Origin of the sequence: Pseudomonas sp. LG1E9, from assembly GCF_003290225.1 — a bacterium.
In the GTDB taxonomy this organism is placed as follows: Bacteria; Pseudomonadota; Gammaproteobacteria; order Pseudomonadales; family Pseudomonadaceae; genus Aquipseudomonas; species Aquipseudomonas cyclaminis.
In genome coordinates, this window is the sequence record NZ_CP029983.1 from 3,297,400 (window position 1) to 3,313,850 (window position 16,451).

The 16,451-nt window shown below is 62.0% G+C and carries 13 protein-coding genes and 1 pseudogene; 7 read left to right on the forward strand and 7 right to left on the reverse strand.

The genetic code is table 11. From position 1 onward, the window contains the following. The first annotated feature begins 293 nt into the window (after positions 1 to 293). Both macA and DNK50_RS15280 read left to right on the forward strand, forming a co-directional pair. Positions 294 to 1,445, forward strand: coding sequence for a macrolide transporter subunit MacA (gene macA / locus DNK50_RS15275; protein ID WP_112194921.1), 1,152 nt, complete (start codon positions 294 to 296; stop codon positions 1,443 to 1,445). Positions 1,446 to 1,448: 3 nt separating this feature from the next. Continuing rightward, positions 1,449 to 3,406, forward strand: a pseudogene (locus DNK50_RS15280) (MacB family efflux pump subunit). Between the two features lie 146 nt (positions 3,407 to 3,552). Here the strand turns inward: DNK50_RS15280 and DNK50_RS15285 are convergent. Next, positions 3,553 to 4,221: a helix-turn-helix transcriptional regulator gene (locus tag DNK50_RS15285; RefSeq protein WP_177411529.1), complete on the reverse strand. Its 669-nt coding sequence runs from the start codon at positions 4,219 to 4,221 to the stop codon at positions 3,553 to 3,555. A 142-nt stretch (positions 4,222 to 4,363) separates the two neighbouring features. After that, entirely contained in the window at positions 4,364 to 5,608 is a 1,245-nt protein-coding gene (locus DNK50_RS15290) for a methionine gamma-lyase (protein WP_112194923.1), read from the reverse strand. A gap of 123 nt (positions 5,609 to 5,731) precedes the next feature. Between DNK50_RS15290 and DNK50_RS15295 the strand changes: the two genes are divergently transcribed. Together DNK50_RS15295 and DNK50_RS15300 are read left to right on the forward strand one after the other, a co-directional pair. Then, entirely contained in the window at positions 5,732 to 6,202 is a 471-nt protein-coding gene (locus tag DNK50_RS15295) for an Lrp/AsnC family transcriptional regulator (RefSeq protein ID WP_099585128.1), read from the forward strand. Positions 6,203 to 6,298: 96 nt separating this feature from the next. Continuing rightward, positions 6,299 to 6,736 (forward strand): carboxymuconolactone decarboxylase family protein, encoded by a 438-nt coding sequence (locus DNK50_RS15300; protein ID WP_099585127.1) that lies wholly within the window; start codon positions 6,299 to 6,301, stop codon positions 6,734 to 6,736. A 3-nt stretch (positions 6,737 to 6,739) separates the two neighbouring features. Here the strand turns inward: DNK50_RS15300 and DNK50_RS15305 are convergent, their stop codons facing one another. Together DNK50_RS15305 and DNK50_RS15310 are read right to left on the reverse strand one after the other, a co-directional pair. Then, positions 6,740 to 8,902, reverse strand: a complete 2,163-nt coding sequence (locus DNK50_RS15305) for a TonB-dependent siderophore receptor (protein ID WP_112194925.1) — start codon at positions 8,900 to 8,902, stop codon at positions 6,740 to 6,742. A 127-nt stretch (positions 8,903 to 9,029) separates the two neighbouring features. Then, positions 9,030 to 9,914, reverse strand: a complete 885-nt coding sequence (locus tag DNK50_RS15310) for a helix-turn-helix domain-containing protein (RefSeq protein WP_112194927.1) — start codon at positions 9,912 to 9,914, stop codon at positions 9,030 to 9,032. 245 nt (positions 9,915 to 10,159) lie between these two features. Here DNK50_RS15310 and DNK50_RS15315 point away from each other — a divergent pair, with 245 nt between their 5' ends. Both DNK50_RS15315 and DNK50_RS15320 read left to right on the forward strand, forming a co-directional pair. After that, the gene (locus tag DNK50_RS15315) at positions 10,160 to 11,455 is read left to right on the forward strand and encodes an FAD-binding oxidoreductase (protein ID WP_112194929.1); all 1,296 of its coding nucleotides are present in this window, start codon (positions 10,160 to 10,162) and stop codon (positions 11,453 to 11,455) included. 55 nt (positions 11,456 to 11,510) lie between these two features. Then, on the forward strand, positions 11,511 to 11,924 hold the full coding sequence (locus DNK50_RS15320) for an SRPBCC family protein (RefSeq protein ID WP_112194931.1): 414 nt from the start codon (positions 11,511 to 11,513) through the stop codon (positions 11,922 to 11,924). 139 nt (positions 11,925 to 12,063) lie between these two features. On the opposite strand, the gene DNK50_RS15325 is transcribed toward DNK50_RS15320, so the two are convergent. Together DNK50_RS15325 and DNK50_RS15330 are read right to left on the reverse strand one after the other, a co-directional pair. Beyond that, positions 12,064 to 13,458, reverse strand: coding sequence for a HAMP domain-containing sensor histidine kinase (locus DNK50_RS15325; protein WP_099585122.1), 1,395 nt, complete (start codon positions 13,456 to 13,458; stop codon positions 12,064 to 12,066). Beyond that, entirely contained in the window at positions 13,436 to 14,119 is a 684-nt protein-coding gene (locus DNK50_RS15330) for a response regulator transcription factor (protein WP_010564812.1), read from the reverse strand. Before DNK50_RS15330 ends, DNK50_RS15325 begins: the two co-directional genes overlap by 23 nt. A 289-nt stretch (positions 14,120 to 14,408) precedes the next feature. Between DNK50_RS15330 and DNK50_RS15335 the strand changes: the two genes are divergently transcribed. Then, positions 14,409 to 15,314 carry a hypothetical protein gene (locus DNK50_RS15335; RefSeq protein WP_112194933.1) on the forward strand — a complete coding sequence of 302 codons (906 nt, stop codon included), beginning with the start codon at positions 14,409 to 14,411 and terminating at the stop codon, positions 15,312 to 15,314. A 151-nt stretch (positions 15,315 to 15,465) separates the two neighbouring features. Here the strand turns inward: DNK50_RS15335 and DNK50_RS15340 are convergent, their stop codons facing one another. After that, on the reverse strand, positions 15,466 to 16,374 hold the full coding sequence (locus tag DNK50_RS15340; RefSeq protein ID WP_112194935.1) for a MurR/RpiR family transcriptional regulator: 909 nt from the start codon (positions 16,372 to 16,374) through the stop codon (positions 15,466 to 15,468). Between the last annotated feature and the right edge of the window lie 77 nt (positions 16,375 to 16,451).

Sequence of the window (16,451 nt, forward strand, 5' to 3'; positions counted from 1 at the left end):
GATCTCAAGCGCCCCGTCAAACACGCTGGCCGAACGCAGGCTTGAATCCGTGGGTAACCCGGCAGGACGCCGGGTTAGCCGCGCTGGGCCATGGATGGCCCATCGCGGCGGCCCACGGATTCAAGCCGGAGTGAGGGCACACCGAGCCTAGGCGAGGTGCCGAGTGTTGGGGCAAGAGCCCTTTGGTTACTTTGGGGCTTTTCCAAAGTGACCCGCCGTAAGGGCGGAACCAATAGCCGCCGTTACCCCAGAAACGGATATGTACCCGATCAAACCTCATCAAATGGTCACCTATGCAAAACTCTAAATTTCGCAAAATCGGCATATTCACCGTACTGGCCGTCGCCATCGGCCTGATCATCTACACCGTCCAGGCCCCAGCCGATGCACCGCTGTACCTCACCGCAACCGCCGAACGCGGCGATATCGAAAACGCCGTCCTGGCCACCGGCCTGCTCGAAGGCATCAAGCAGGTCGACGTCGGCGCCCAGGTCTCTGGGCAGTTGAAGTCGCTCAAGGTCAAGGTCGGCGACAAGGTCAAAAAGGGCCAGTGGCTGGCGGAAATCGACCCGCTGATCCTGCAGAACACCCTGCGCAAGGCCCAGGTGGATGAGGAAAACCTCCAGGCCCAGCGCCGGGCCACTGCGGCGCAGCTCAGGCAGGCCAAGTCGGTGTATGAGCGCTACAAAGGCTTGCAGAATGACGAGTCGGTCTCACGCCAGGATTTCGAAGACGCCGAATCGAGCTATCAGGTACAGCAGGCCAATCTGTTGGCCCTGGATGCACAGATCAAAAGCGCGCATATCCAGATCGACACCGCCAAGATCAACCTGGACTACACCCGCATCAATGCGCCTATCGACGGCGATGTGGTGGGCATCGTCACCCAGGAAGGCCAGACGGTGATCGCCAGCCAGTTGGCACCGGTACTGCTCAAGTTGGCGGACCTCGACACAATGACGGTCAAGGCCCAGGTGTCGGAGGCGGATGTGATTCATATCAGCCCCGGCCAGCAGGTGTATTTCACCATCCTCGGTGAGGCTGACAAACGCTACTACGCCAAGCTGCGCGGTACCGAGCCGGCGCCGCAGAACTTCCTCGAAACCCAGACCGCCGGCACGCCCAAGCAGAACACGGCGGTGTTCTACAACGCGTTGTTCGATGTGCCCAACCCCGACCACCGCCTGCGCATCGCCATGACCGCCCAGGTGCGCATCGTGCTCGACACCGCCGAGGCCGCGTTGATGGTGCCGGTGGCCGCACTCGGGGCGCGCAACCAGGACGGCAGTTACGCGCTGCGGGTGCTGGACGCCAAGGGCAAGGCGGTGTCGCGGGATGTGAAGACCGGCATCAACAACAACGTCAAGGTGCAGATCCTGGACGGCCTGGCCGAGGGCGATAAAGTGGTGATCGGCGATGCGTCGCCTGCCGTGGCGGGGAACTGACGGATGAGCCAGCCACTGTTGGAACTCAAGGGCATCACCCGCAGTTTCATGGCCGGCGAGCGCGAATTCATTGCGCTCAAGGGTATCGACCTGACGATTCAGGCCGGGGAAATGGTCGCGATTATCGGTGCGTCCGGGTCCGGCAAATCCACCTTGATGAACATCCTCGGCGGCCTGGATTACGCCACCGCCGGCAGCTACAAAATCAATGGCATCGAAACCCGCTCGTTGGGCGATGAGCAACTGGCGGAGCTGCGTCGCGATTACTTCGGGTTCATCTTCCAGCGCTACCACTTGCTGGCGCACCTCAGCGCCTTGCACAACGTGGAAATGCCGGCGATCTATGCCGGCACTCCTGAGACCCAACGCCACAGTCGCGCACGGGAATTGCTCGAACGGCTGGGCCTGGCCAGCCACACCACGCACCGGCCCAGCCAGCTCTCCGGCGGCCAGCAGCAGCGGGTGAGTATCGCGCGGGCCTTGATGAACGGCGGTGAAGTGATCCTCGCCGACGAACCCACCGGCGCCCTCGACACCCACAGCGGCAAGGAGGTGATGCGCATCCTCGCTGAACTGCACGCGGCGGGGCACACGGTGATCATCGTCACCCACGACCCGAAAGTGGCGGCGAATGCCCAGCGCATTGTCGAGGTCTGCGACGGCGAGATCATCAGTGACAAGGCCAACGCCAGCAGTGGCCTGGACGTGCCGGCCGAGACGCCGATAGAGCCGCGGCGCAGCGGCGCACGGCGTCTGGTGGCGAGCCTGGGGCTGTTCAAGGAAGCGTTCAACATGGCCTGGGTCGCGCTGGTGTCCCATCGCATGCGTACCTTGCTGACCATGCTTGGCATCGTCATCGGCATCACCTCGGTGGTGTCGATCTCGGCGATTGGCGAAGGCGCCAAGCGCTATGTGCTCAAGGACATCCAGGCGATCGGCAGCAACACCATCGATATCTTTTCCGGCACCAGTTTCGGCGACAGCCGCGCCTCGGCCATCGAAACCCTGATGCCATCGGATGTGGACGCGCTGAACCAGCTGTACTACGTGGACAGCGCCACGCCGGTGGTGGGCCGCAGTCTGTTGCTGCGCTACGGCAATATCGACCTGGACGCCCAGGTCAACGGTGTCAGCGACCGCTATTTCAAGGTCAAGGGCCTGAAGCTCGAAGCCGGTATTGCCTTCAGCGAAAGCGATGCCCGGCGCCAGGCCCAGGTGGTGGTGATCGACCACAACACCCGCCACCGCCTGTTCGGCCCGAACGTGGACCCGCTGGGCCAGGTGATCCTGGTGGGCAACCTGCCGTGCACGGTGATCGGCGTGACGGCTGACAACAAAAACATGTTCGCCGCCAGCAAGGCGCTCAACGTGTGGGTGCCTTACGAAACAGCGGCGGGGCGCCTGTTGGGCCAGCGTCATCTGGACAGCATCACCGTGCGCATCAAGGACGGCCAGCCGAGCAAGGTGGTCGAAGACAACGTCAACAAACTCATGCTGCAACGCCACGGCACCAAGGATTTTTTCACCAACAACCTCGACAGCATCATGCAGACGGTGCAGAAAACCAGCCGCTCCCTGGCGCTGCTGTTGTCGTTGATTGCCGTAATTTCATTGCTGGTGGGGGGATTGGGGTGATGAATATCATGCTGGTGTCGGTCACCGAGCGTACCCGCGAGATTGGCATCCGCATGGCGGTGGGCGCGCGGCAGTCGGACATTCGCCAGCAGTTTCTGGTGGAAGCGGTGATGGTGTGCCTGATCGGCGGTTTGATTGGTATCTCACTGTCCTACGCGCTGGGGTTTCTGTTTTCGCTGTTTGTGAAGGAATGGGAGATGGTGTTTTCGGTCGGCTCAATCGTCACGGCCTTTGCCTGTTCGACGCTGATCGGCATTGTGTTTGGCTTTGTGCCGGCGCGGAACGCCGCGCGGCTGGACCCGATCGAGGCACTGGCGAGGGATTGACGCTCACGGGCAAGTGCAAGCTTCGGGTCGTAGCAGCTGCCGAGCCTTGGCGAGGCTGCGTAGCGGACGTATTGACACCCCGCGATCTGCGGGGCGCCAACGCAGCCTCGCTTGCGCTCGACAGCTGCTACGGGGCGACGGGAGGCTTAGCTGGCGATGTCGTCCGTGGCGTACATCCACCGCAACAGCGAATGCCGCCCGCTGATCCCCAACTTGATCGCCGCTCGCTTGAGGTAGCTTTCAATCGTGTTGACCTTCAACGCCAGTTGCTCCGCCAACTCTGGCGCGGTGCGCCCGGCCAGCAGGCCCACGCACACTTCCAGCTCGCGGTTGGACAGGGTCAGGCCCGATTGCACCAGGCGCTCTTCAATGCGCCGGCGCAGGGTGTCGATGCCCTGGTTTTGCGGCGCCTTCGGGTCGCTGTCCTGGCAGCAGGGTTGAATCGCGGTGATGTGTTTTTCCACCATGGGCAGCAGCAGGGTGGAGAAGTCCTGCAGCATGCTGCGTTCCTGAGGCGAAAAGCTTTCGGACTGGTGCGAGCGGTACACCGACAGCACATAGCGCACGTCGTCTTTGCGGCGCGTGAGGTGCAGTTGTGCGGCGGGCTGTGCTTCGCCCAGGGCCGCCACCGAGTCGGTGTAGACCGGGCTGATCTTGCGGCGGGTGTGCCCGTCGGGGCTCACGTGCAATTGGGTGATATGGGTGGCGTCCACTGCCAGTTGGGTGAGGATCAGGTCATGCAGCATGCGTGGGAAATGGCGACTGCCGGTGCTGGCGATGACCTTGCCTATATGTGGGAACAGGTGTGAGTTCATCAGTTCGTCCATGAATGTCGAGTGCAGGACGTATGCTAGTACAGCCTGGCGGCCGCATGGGGATCCAATTGCCAAAAAAACCAGATTAACCACGGCCAACGGCGGCCGGAGCTGTCCGACCGCCGCGAGGGGAGCACGGCACTTATCTCACGGCATGCGCCGCCATCAGCGTTTGGCGTGGCACGGCGCGAGCACATTTGGCCAGCGCTTGTTGCACATCCGCCAGCAGGTCGGCCACATCCTCCAGCCCGACCGATAAACGCACCAACCCCTCGCTGATGCCATGGTGCGCACGCTCTTCGGGGGTGTAGGTGGAGTGGGTCATGCTCGCCGGGTGCTGGGCCAGGGATTCGGCGTCCCCGAGGCTGACCGCACGGGTGAACAGCTTGAGGGCGTTCATAAAGCGCCGACCGCTGTCGATCCCCCCCTTGAGTTCGAACGCAATCATGCCGCCCGCCTGGCTCATTTGCCGCGCTGCCAGCTCGTACTGCGCGAAAGTGCGCAGCCCCGGATACGTGACCCACTCCACCGCCGGGTGCGCCTGCAAGGCGTCGGCCACCGCCTGGGCGTTGCTGCAATGGCGGTCCATGCGCAGGGCCAGGGTCTTGAGGCCGCGCATCAGCAGCGCGGCGTCCTGGGGCGACATTACCGCGCCGGTCAGATCCTTGAGGCCTTGCAAGCGAATGCGCTGGGCCGTGGCCAGGTTGCTCACGGCGATGCCGGCGGTGATATCGCCGTGGCCGCTGAGGTATTTGGTGGCCGAGTGCACCACCACATCCGCGCCCAGTTCCAGCGGGCGTTGCAGGTACGGCGTGCAGTAGGTGTTGTCGATCACGACCGTGACATTCGGCTGTTGATGGGCGAGGGCGGCCACGGCGGCGATGTCCACCAATTGCAGGGTGGGGTTGGCCGGGGTTTCACAGTAGATCATGCGGGTGGCGGGGCTGAGCGCCGCTTGCAGGGCGGCCAGGTCGGTGAGGTCCACATGGCGCACCTTGATGCCGAACTCACCAATGCCGTGGTGCAACAGGGCGAAGGTGCAGCCGTAGAGGGTCTGGCTGACGATCACTTCATCGCCTGGCCGCAGCAAGGTCCAGAATGTCGCGGCAATCGCGCCCATGCCGGAACTGAACGCTACCGCCGCCTCGCCGTTTTCCAGGGTGGCCATGCGCGACTCCAGCAGCGCCAGGGTCGGGTTGGAAATGCGTGTGTAGAAGTGGCCGCTGGCTTCGCCGGCAAAACACGCGGCGCCATATTCGGCAGTCGGGAAGGCAAAGGTAGCCGAGAGGTAGACCGGTGGCACGAGCGCGCCATGGTGGTCCTTGGGGTCGTAGCCGTGGTGGATGGCGCGGGTGGAAAAGCCGAATGCATGGTGTTTATTGTTCATGTCGGGCGCTCCTTATTTCCTACAATGCTATGCTCATAACCACAGATGGATTTTGCAAACTTTGCCGACAAATCCCGCTTTAAGGGATGAAAAACCCCTAAAAACAACAAACAGAGGCACATCATGCCCGTCACTCTGGACCGCACCGACAAGGCGTTGTTAAACGCCCTGCAAGGCAATGCCCGTCTCACCGTGGCCGAACTGGCCGACCGCGTGTCCCTGACCACCTCACCGTGCTGGCGTCGCGTACGTAACTTGGAAGAGAGCGGGGTGATCAGCGGTTACCAGGCGATTCTTTCGCCCAAGGCGCTGGGGTATGGGGTGACGGCGTTTGTCAGCATCATGATGGAGAGCCACACCCAGGACATCGCCCGGGCGTTCGAGCAGCGCTTGTTGGAGATTCCGGAAATCGTGGCGTGTCACAACGTGTCCGGGCGCTATGACTTTTTGCTCGAAGTGGTGGCCAAGGACCTGGAGTCGTTTGGCGAGTTTGCGCGGGAGGTGTTGCAGACGCTGCCGTGCGTCAAGGAGATCTATTCGAGTTTTTCCTATAAGTCGGTGCGGCCGTTGCGGGTGATTCCATTGCCGGGCTGACGCATTGGCTACCTGATCTTCTCCACAATTGGATATTTCTCGCGGCTGCGACGGTGACTAACCTAGCCACCAATCCCACCGTCCTGGAGTTCCACCATGCAAGCCCGTACCGATTTCTACACCGCATCCCCAGACGCCATGAAAGCCATGCTTGCCCTGGAAGCGGCGGTCGGCAAACTCTCCATCGAGTTGCCGTTGCTGGAGCTGATCCGCCTGCGCGTGTCGCAGATCAACGGCTGTGCCTTCTGCCTCGACATGCACACCGCCGATGCCCGCAAGGGCGGCGAGACCGAGCGGCGCCTGTACACCCTGTCGGCTTGGCGTGAAACGCCGTTCTTCACCCCGCGCGAACGTGCGGCGCTGGCCTGGGCCGAAAGCCTGACGCTGATCAGCCAGACCCACGCCCCGGATGAAGATTTCAATGCACTGGCGGCCGAGTTCAGCGCCCAGGAACAGATCGACCTGAGCGTCGCGATTGCCACCATCAACAGCTGGAACCGGTTGGCAGTGGGTTTTCGCAAGATGCCCAAGTAAGCCTCAGAAGTTGACCGACGCACTCAGCCGCGCCGTCAGAGGCGCGCCCTGGAACAGGTAGTCATCGCCCATGTACTCGCCCGCGTCGCGCCAGTAGCGCTTGTCGAACAGGTTGTCGACGCTCAGGCGAAACACCGTTTCATAGCCGTCCACCTTGGTGGTGTAGTGGCTGCCGACGTTGACCACCGCGTAATCCCCCACCTCCACATTGCCGCTGCGGTTGGCGTACTTCTTGGCGCTGTATTGCACACCGCCCAGCACCGCCAACCCATTCACCCACGGCAACGCATAGTCGGCGTAGACACTGGCGCGCAGCTTCGGCACGTTGATCGCCTGGTGCGCTTCGTATTCCGGCGTGCCGCTGCCGGTCACCCGCGCGCGAATGGCTGCCACGCTGCTGGAGATTTGCAGGCGCTCAGTGGCCCAGCCGTTGGCCGAGAGTTCCACGCCGGTGTTTTTCTGCTCGCCCTGCTGCACATAGGTGAAGTCGCCGGCAGCGTCGGGCTTGGCGTACTGATAGGCCTGGCGGGTCTGGAACACGGCGGCGGCGAAGCTGATGCGGCGCCAGTCGTATTTCACGCCGGCTTCGATCTGGCGGGAGGTGGTGGGGGCGAGGGTTTCATCGGCGTTGGTGGCGAACCACGGCGCCGTACCGCCCAGGGACAGGCCCTTGCTGTAGCTGGTGTAGAGCGAGACGTTTTCAATCGGTTTGTAGATCAGCGACGCCTGGGGCAGGAACACGTATTGCTGGGTATGGCGGGTCTGGTTGCCAGTTTCGCCGTCGAAGGCCTTTTCATCCAGGCGCACCTCGCGACCACCGAGGATGGTTTGCCATTGCTCGTTGAAGCGGATGCGGTCGGTGACGAACACGCCGTATTGGCGGCTGTCGAGGTTGCGGTGGCTGTCATTCAGCGGTTTGTCGGTGGGGGTGAATGTCGGCGTGTCTTCGTCGATGTTGCTGGTGCCGATGTACTCGTTGACCGGCTTGCGCTTGTCGACCACCCGGCGGAACGCACTGGTGCCGACGGTCAGCTCATGGCCGATACCTGCGGTGTCGAACAGCCCGGTCATGGCCGCCTGGACTTCATCGTCGCGGCGGGTGTCGTCGGGGCTGCGGTAGTCGTAGACGTCGTAGCTGCCCTCGGGGCTGAAGGTGTTTGGCACCTTGGCCGTGCAACTGGTCGAGCCGTAGCAGCCCCAGGCAAACGAACTGTAGTCGTCGATCACCACCTTGCTGCGCGCCGCGCTGACGCTGCCTTGCCACTGGTCGCTGAAGCGGTATTCAAACTTGCCGTTGAGGTTCAGCGAGTCGATGCCGACCTGCCTGGAACCGCTCTGATGGCCGAGCAGTTTTTTCGGCGAGGCGTCGTGGGGCACCTCGGTGCCGCCGAGCAATTGATAACCCGGTACCGAACGTTGTTGCTTGTTCTGGTACTCGGCGTCGAGTTGCAGCACGGCGTCGGGGCTGATGTTCCAGTCGAAGGCCAGGGACACAAAGTCGCGCTGGCCATTGGCGTGCTCGACATAGGAGTTGAGGTCTTCGTGGGCCACGTTCGCGCGCAGGCCGAATTGCTGCTCAGTGCCAAACCAACCGCCGACATCGGTGGCGATGTAGCCGCTGCCACGATCATCGGTGGAGACCGTGACCGAACGTACATCCTCCGGGCGCTTGGTCACGTAGTTGATCACGCCGCTGGGTTCGGAAATCCCGCTTTGCAGGCCCGCCAGGCCCTTGAGCACTTCGACCTGCTGCTTGTTTTCCAGGGCGACGTTTTGCTCGCCGGTGATGGTGCGCCCGTTGATCTTGTAGCTGCTGGCCGCGTTCAGCGAAAAGCCGCGCACCACAAAGTTTTCGTAGTAGCCAATCGGCGCATAGCTGTCGCCCACCGAGGCGTCGTTGCGCAGCACTTCACTGAGCAGGCGCGCTTGCTGGTCCTTGATCAGGGCGGCGTTGAGCACGGTGATCGAGGCTGGGGTGTCCAGCAGCGGTGTTTCGCTGAAGCCACCGACCGAGGCGGTATCGGCACGATAACCGGCCTCATCCTGGCCCTGGACCTTCACCGCCGGCAGTTCGATCTCTGCCGCGAGGCTGTTGCCGATACCGCCGCTGAGCAGCAGGCCGAGGGCGAAACGGGAAGTGACGACGGGACGAAAACGCAAAACCATGGGGGCAAGGCCTTAAAGCGCAGGGCGTGGGGCGCATAAGCTAGGCATAACGGCGCGGTTTTACAAGTTATTGAGAATGGCCGCACAGACATCACAGAAGTCCGCTCACCATCAAAACCTGATGTCCTCAGGAGCGCTTGAGGGTCTCGCTTGGCAGCTCGTTGAACAGCGCACGGTAGCTGTGCGAGAACCGCCCCAAATGCCAGAACGACCAGTTCATCGCCACTTCAGCCACGGTGCGGTCGACTGCGGTCAGCAAGTCCCGCCGTGCGCCATTCAAGCGGCGCAACCTCATCCACTGCGCCGGGCTCATCCCGGTGTAAGTCTTGAAGCCTTGCTGCAGCTGGCGCAAGGACACGCCGGCGATCTGTGCCAGTTCCAGCAGGTTGACGGTTGCATCCGGCGCATCCGCCGCCCACTCACCGATGCGCGCCATCAACTGGCGTTCTTCACTGCGTCTTCGCAATGAGCTGCGATCCAGGCAGACACAGGCGTTGTCGAGGATGAACAGGCAGTCGTCAAGCAGTTGCCGGGTGAGGGAGACCGGGTCGGCGACTGTGGACAAGCGCGTCAGCGTGCCACTGAGCCAGCGGCTGAACAGCGCGTTCTGCTGGCAGGTCAGCGGGGCCATGAACAGGCCTTCCAGCTTCGTCACATCCAAGCCATGGCGCTGCACGAATTGCGGGCCGAACACCACCGCCACTTCGCGGTAGTTTTCCGGGGTGATCCAGGTATTGCGGCTTTCGCCATTGAGCAGGTACAGCGCGTTGTCACTGCCATCGAAACAGAACGCCAGCGAGCCCGGGGGCGCATTGAAATGCTGCTCGACGCGAGTATTCATGCACTCTTCGTACACCTGCACGCCCTGCAGATCGAGGTAGCGGATGCGCCCGGCAAAGTGCCCCGGGGACATCTGCTGGTACTGCTGCACCCAGCCAGGTGTTGCATTGCATTGGGCGGCCACATCACCAGTGGCGAAGGCCTGTACGCGCGAAGCGGTTGCCAGTGTCATGAAGAATCCGTGCGCACTCTATTGGTGCGTTGTGCTGCGTGCAAAGTGGATAGATGCCGTTCGAAGGCTGGCCCAAGATAGACCTCAATGCGTCTTGTGAACAAGCTTCTCCCGCTGGCCCTTGAATATCGCCTATTCGATTCCCAAGGAAGGCTCCAACCTGTGGTTCGAGCTGCTGGCGATTCCACCGACCCCGGCAACCATGCGCCTGATGACCGCGCCTGGAGCAAAGTGAAGGCCCATAAATGATCCAGTCCAACGACCACGCCCGCTCCTATTACCGGGCCACAGCCAATGCCATGCCTGAGCGGCCGAGCCTGGACGCCGACCTGAGTGCCGATGTGTGCGTAATCGGCGCCGGTTTTACTGGCATCAACACCGCCATCGAACTGGCTCAGCGCGGGCTCTCGGTGATTGTGCTGGAGGCCCGGCGCGTCGGTTGGGGCGCCAGCGGGCGCAATGGCGGGCAGTTGATCCGCGGGATCGGCCACGATGTGTCGGGGTTCGCCAAATACGTGGGGGAGGAGGGTGTGCATTACCTGCAGCGCGCCGGCATCGACTCGGTGGCGCTGGTGGGCGAGCGCATTCGTGAGCATGGCATCGACTGTGATCTGCGCTGGGGTTTCTGCGAGCTGGCCAACACCCCGGCGCAGTTCGCGGCGTTCAAGGCGGAGCAGGAGGGCCTTGGGCGATTGGGTTACACCCATGAAACCCGCCTGGTTGGGCCGCAGGATATGCCGCAGGTAGTGGGCTCGACCGTGTATGCCGGCGGCCTGGTGGACATGGGCTCCGGGCATTTGCACCCATTGAACCTGGTGCTGGGTGAAGCGCAGATGGCTGAGTCCCTCGGCGTGAAAATCTTCGAGCACACCGAAGTGCTGGAGCTGATCCACGGCGACACCGTGCACGTGCGCTGCGCCGCTGGCACGGTGCGCGCCGCCAGCCTGGTGCTGGCCTGCAATGCGCACCTCGAAGAACTGGAACCGCGCCTGAGCGGCAAGGTGTTGCCGGCGGGCAGCTATATCATCGCCACCGAGCCGCTGTCGGAGGCGCTGGCCAACCAACTCATCCCGCAGAACCTGGCGCTGTGCGACCAGAAAGTCGGCCTGGATTACTACCGGTTGTCGGCCGACCGTCGCCTGCTGTTCGGCGGTGCCTGCCATTATTCCGGGCGCGACCCGGCGGACATTGCCGCGTATATGCAGCCCAAGCTGCTCAAGGTGTTCCCGCAACTGGCCGACACCGCCATCGCGTTTCAGTGGGGCGGCAAGATCGGCATCACCGCCAACCGTTTCCCTCAGGTCGGGCGGTTGCAGCAGTACCCGAATGTGTTCTACGCCCAAGGCTATTCCGGCCACGGGCTGAATGTGACCCACTGGTGCGCGCGACTGCTGGCCGAGGCGATTCATGCGGGTCACAGTCAGGGTCTGGATGTTTTCAGCCAGGTGCCGCATATGACCTTTCCCGGCGGCAAGGCGCTGCGTTCGCCGCTGCTGGCGTTGGGGATGTTGTGGTATCGACTGCGGGAATTGATGCATTGACCGGCTTTGCGTGGCAGGCTGAACGACGTTTTCCTACGACTTTTGGAGATTTACCGTGCCAACAGCATCTGCAGTGATTGAAATCCCGGTATCGGCCGACACGGTCTGGCGATTGGTAGGCGGCTTCAACAGCCTGCCGGACTGGTTGCCGCTGATCGCCAAGAGCGAACCGGGCGAAGGCGGCCGCTTGCGCCACCTGACCACCGCCGACGGTGGTTCGATCGTCGAGCGTTTGCAGACCTTTGATAACGTGGCGCGCACCTACAGCTACACCATTGAGGGGGCATCGCCATTTCCGGTGACGGCCTACCTGGCGACGTTGCAGGTTGAGGCGTTGAGCGAATCGTCGGCGAAGGTGACATGGTCCGGTGTGTTTACGCCGTCGGCCGGCACTACGGATGCAGCGGTGGAAGAGCTGTTCGCTGGGTTATACAAGGGAGGGGTTGAGGCGCTGCGGCCGAATTTCTGAGCTGATCAGATCTATTACGCACCGCAGGGCCAATGTGGGAGGGGGCTTGCCCCCGATGGCAGTTTTTCAGTTATTGATCAGGTGACTGACACACTGCTATCGGGGGCAAGCCCCCTCCCACATTTGGAACCCAGTCGCCTTAGGCTTCGGGCATCAGTTGCTGGCGACATTCCAGCACTAGCCTCGCACCGCCTTGCTCGCTGGTGCCGACGTCCAACTTGAACCCGTGCAAATTGATAATCGCCGCCACAATCGACAAGCCCAAGCCGAACCCACCTTGCTGGTCGCTCTCATCCACGCGATAAAACCGCTGGAACACCGCTTTGCGTTCCGCCGCCGGTATGCCTGGCCCGGAGTCATGGACTTCGATGCGTGTGCTGCCGCCGTCGTTGACCCCGCGCAAAATCACTTCGCCGCCCGCCGGGGAGAACTTGATCGAGTTGCTCAGCAGGTTGGCCAGGGCTTCAAACAGCAACGCGCGGTCGCCGGTGATCCACGGCAGGGAGTCTGGTACTTGCAGTAAAAGCTGCAACTCGCCTTCTTCGGCCAGGGGCAGGTAGAAGTCGTGCAACTCGCGCAGCAATGGCAGCGGGTCCATCACCAGAAAGCCTGAGCGACGTTGGTGATCTTCCAGTTCCGAGATACGCAACAGCCCGCGAAAACGCGCCATCAGGGTGTCGGTTTCAGCAATGGCGTCGTCCAGTTGCAGCGCATGGGCCGACTCGGCTTCGGCCTGCTGCTTGATGCGGTACAACTGCGCCCGCAGGCGGGTGAGCGGGGTGCGCAGGTCGTGGGCGATGTTGTCGCACACGCCCTTGACCTCGTTCATCAGCTTCTCGATGCGGTCGAGCATGGCGTTGACGATGGCCGCGAGCATGTCGAGCTCGTCACGCCGGTTGGACAGCGGCAAGCGATGGGTGAGGTCGCCGGCGACAATCGCTTCGGCACTGGCCTGGATCCCGCGAATCCGCCGCAGCGGACGTCGGCGCAGTAAATGCCAGCCTGCAGCGCCGGGGATGATCGTCAGTGACAGCGCCCACAGCAAGGCATGCCAGATGATCCGCGTCACACCAAACAACGAGCCATTGGCGCGCACCAGCACCAGCCAGCGGCCGTCGTCGGTGTGGGTGGCCACGGCGTCGCAGCTGTCCTTGGGCAGTTTGGGGTCGTCGGAGTCGACGCAGTTGGACAGGGCGTGGATCTTGCCGTCCAGCGGCAGGTCCGGCGGGATCGCACGGATCGGCCCGCTCAAAGGACGAAATTGCTCGTCGAACAAGCCGTAGGCGTCCACGCCCTTCATGTCGAAGGTCATGCTGGTGGTCAACGCTTCCACCAGCTCTTCGCCGTCAAAGCGCTGGAACAGATGCTGGCGCTGCATCAGCGAATGGCGCGACAGGTCGCTCAGGTAACCGGACACTTCGTAATACAGCACCCCCATGAGGATGCAGCTCCAGGCTACGAACAGCGAGCTGTACAGCGCCAGCAAACGGCTGCTGGAAGAACGCCAGCCTTTAGAGGGGTTCAGCAATGACATAACCCGAACCTCGTACCGTGCGGATCAACGGCGTGAGGCCCGGTGGATCAATTTTCTTGCGCAGGCGACCGATGTGCACGTCGATCAGGTTGGTGCCCGGGTCGAAGTGATAGCCCCAGACTTCCTCGAAGATCATCATCCGCGACAGGATCTGCCCGGTGTTGCGCATCAGGAACTCCAGCAGTTTGTACTCGGTGGGCAACAGGCTCAGAGGCTGATCGGCGCGGCTGGCTTCGCGGCTGATCAGGTTGAGTTCGAGGTCGGCCACGCGCAGGGCAGTTTCGAATTCCTTGACCGTGCTTTTGCGCCGCAGCAGCACTTCGACGCGGGCGGCCATTTCATCGGAGGCGAATGGCTTGGTCAGGTAGTCATCACCGCCGGCGCGCAGGCCGCGCACGCGCTCGTCCACGTCGGAGAGGGCGCTGATCATCAGGATCGGCGTCGACACCCCGATGGTGCGCAAGGTGGTGACGATGGCCAGCCCATCCAGTTCGGGCAGCATGCGGTCGAGGGTGATCAGATCGTAATCACCACTCACGGCGCGGACCAGGCCTTCGCGGCCGTTGTCCACCCAGTCTACGTCCAGTCCATGGCTACTCAGCTCGGCGACGATCTCGCGGGCCGTTACGGCGTCATCCTCGATGGTCAAAATGCGGGTCATAGGATTACCTGGTGAGCGATTCACACTAGAAGTGGGGGCATTTTGCCAAGAAATGGCTGAACGCTTCCTAAATAAAACTTCATGTTGGCAAAACCGATACTTTTTCCAGGGGAATGCATAACGCACGCCTTCCTGCCGCCGCTCTTGCAACTTGCATGGCTTGAGTAAGTTCAACTTATTTAAATTGTTGAAATATATAGGTATTTATTTTTATGCCGCCTGGCATGGTGCCTGCACTGTCCCTTTTGAGACTTGTAACACTATTTTTCCTGCCGGGAGCACAACAACAATGATCACATCCTCATCCACGCTGCAAGCGTCGAGCACGCACTCCGGGGTTTCCTGGGGAGCGATCTTTGCCGGGGCCGCTGCGGCGGCTGCACTGTCGTTGATCCTGGTACTGCTGGGTTTCGGCCTGGGTTTTTCGGCGGTGTCGCCGTGGGCCGATAGCGGTATCAGCGCCAAGGGGCTTGGCATTTCCACTATTGTCTGGCTGGCGTTTACCCAGATCGTCGCATCCGGGTTGGGCGGTTATATCGCCGGACGCTTGCGGGTGAAGTGGTCCGGAATGCATGGCGACGAGGTGTACTTTCGTGACACGGCCCATGGCTTCCTGGCCTGGGCGGTCGCGACGTTGATTACCGCAGTGCTGGTGGTCGGCTCGGTCAGCAGTGTCGTGAGCGGTGGTGTGAAAGCCGGCGCCAGTGTCGCAGCGGGCGCCGCCAGCGGAATCACCCAAGCAGCGGGCAGTGCGGCCAAAGGCGTCAACGGCGGCGACTTCGACTATTACGTCGACAGCCTCTTCCGTGACGACCGCCCGGTTGCCGTCAGCGATGACGCGGCCCACGGCGTGGTAGCGCGCATCTTCACTCGCACCCTGAGCAACGATGGCCAACTGGCCGCTGAAGACCGTGCCTACCTGGCGCAGTTGATCAGCCAGCGCACCAACCTCAGCCAGGCCGAGGCCGAAGCGCGCATCGACAAGGTCTATGGCGATGCCCGTAAAGCTGTCGAAGACGCCAAGCTCAAAGCCAGGCAGGCCGCTGACACGGCCGCCAAAGTGGCTGCCTACACGTCGCTGTGGACGTTTGTTGCCCTGTTGATCGGTGCGTTCTTTGCCAGCTTCGCTGCGACCTTTGGTGGTCGTCGTCGCGATGCGGTGGTGTACGTCGAAACCGAAAACTACGTTCGTTAATTCAAGGAGAACACCATGCGCTCATTACTTCTGTGGTTCCTCGGCGTGCCAATTCCGGTGATCATCCTGATCGCAATTTTCATGCACTGATGCCGGTCCAGTGTGGGAGGGGGCAAGCCCCCTCCCACATTTGGTCTGCAGTGTCAGGAAGTCAGTCGTCGAACCCGACCTGCTCGTGAATCTCATCCACCTTTAATTCCAACCGATACGCCACCGCGATGAACAACGCCTGACACAGGCACAAGGTGGCGCTCAGCGAGCGGAAAGCAAACGACGAACCTTCATTCACCAACAACACCGCGTTCGCCCGCTTGGCCAGGGGCGACAGGTTGCTGTCGGTGATGATCAGGGTCTTGGCCTGATGGTGCTGGGCGATGCGCAGGCAGTGTTGGGTCTCCTTGCCGTACGGCGTGAAGCTGATGGCGATCACCAGGTCATTGGCGCGTACGCTGCGCATCTGCTCGCGGTAGCTGCCGCCCAGGCCGGAAATCAAATGGATGCGCTTGTTGGTGTGCTGCAGGTTGTAAACCAGGTAGTCGGCCACCGCGAACGAACGGCGCACACCCACCACGTAGATATTGTCGGCGTTGACCACCAGGTCCACGGCCTTGTCGAACGCAACGTCATCCAGTTCCAGCCCCAGACGCTCGATGCCCGATAGCGTGGCGTTCACGCATTCGCGCGCCAGGTCGCCGCCGCTGGCCTTCTGCGACTTGTTGGCAATCATGCTGCGAATGCGCTGCTGGTAGTTCTGTACCGGCGTGGTCTTGTGGGTGTAGGCCTCGCGAAACAGCGCCTGCATCTCACTGAAACCACTGAAGCCGAAACGCTGGGAGAACCGCACGATGGCCGACGGATGCACTTCGCATTCACGGGCGATGTCGCTGATGCGGTCGACCATGATCCGGTCGCTCTGCTGGCTCATGTAGCTGGCGATGCGCTTGAGCTGGCGCGGCAGGCTTTCGTATTCGTCGGTGATCAGCTGCAACAGGCGTTCGGCATTGACCGGAGTGCTGGCGAGTGGGGCTTCCAGGGTGGTCTCGGGATCGGTGCGGGACATGGGCAATCCTTCTGGCGTGTTCGTCTGATGCGCTGATGGGTGGCGCAAGTCTACAGGGTAGGCGCAAAAAAATACCC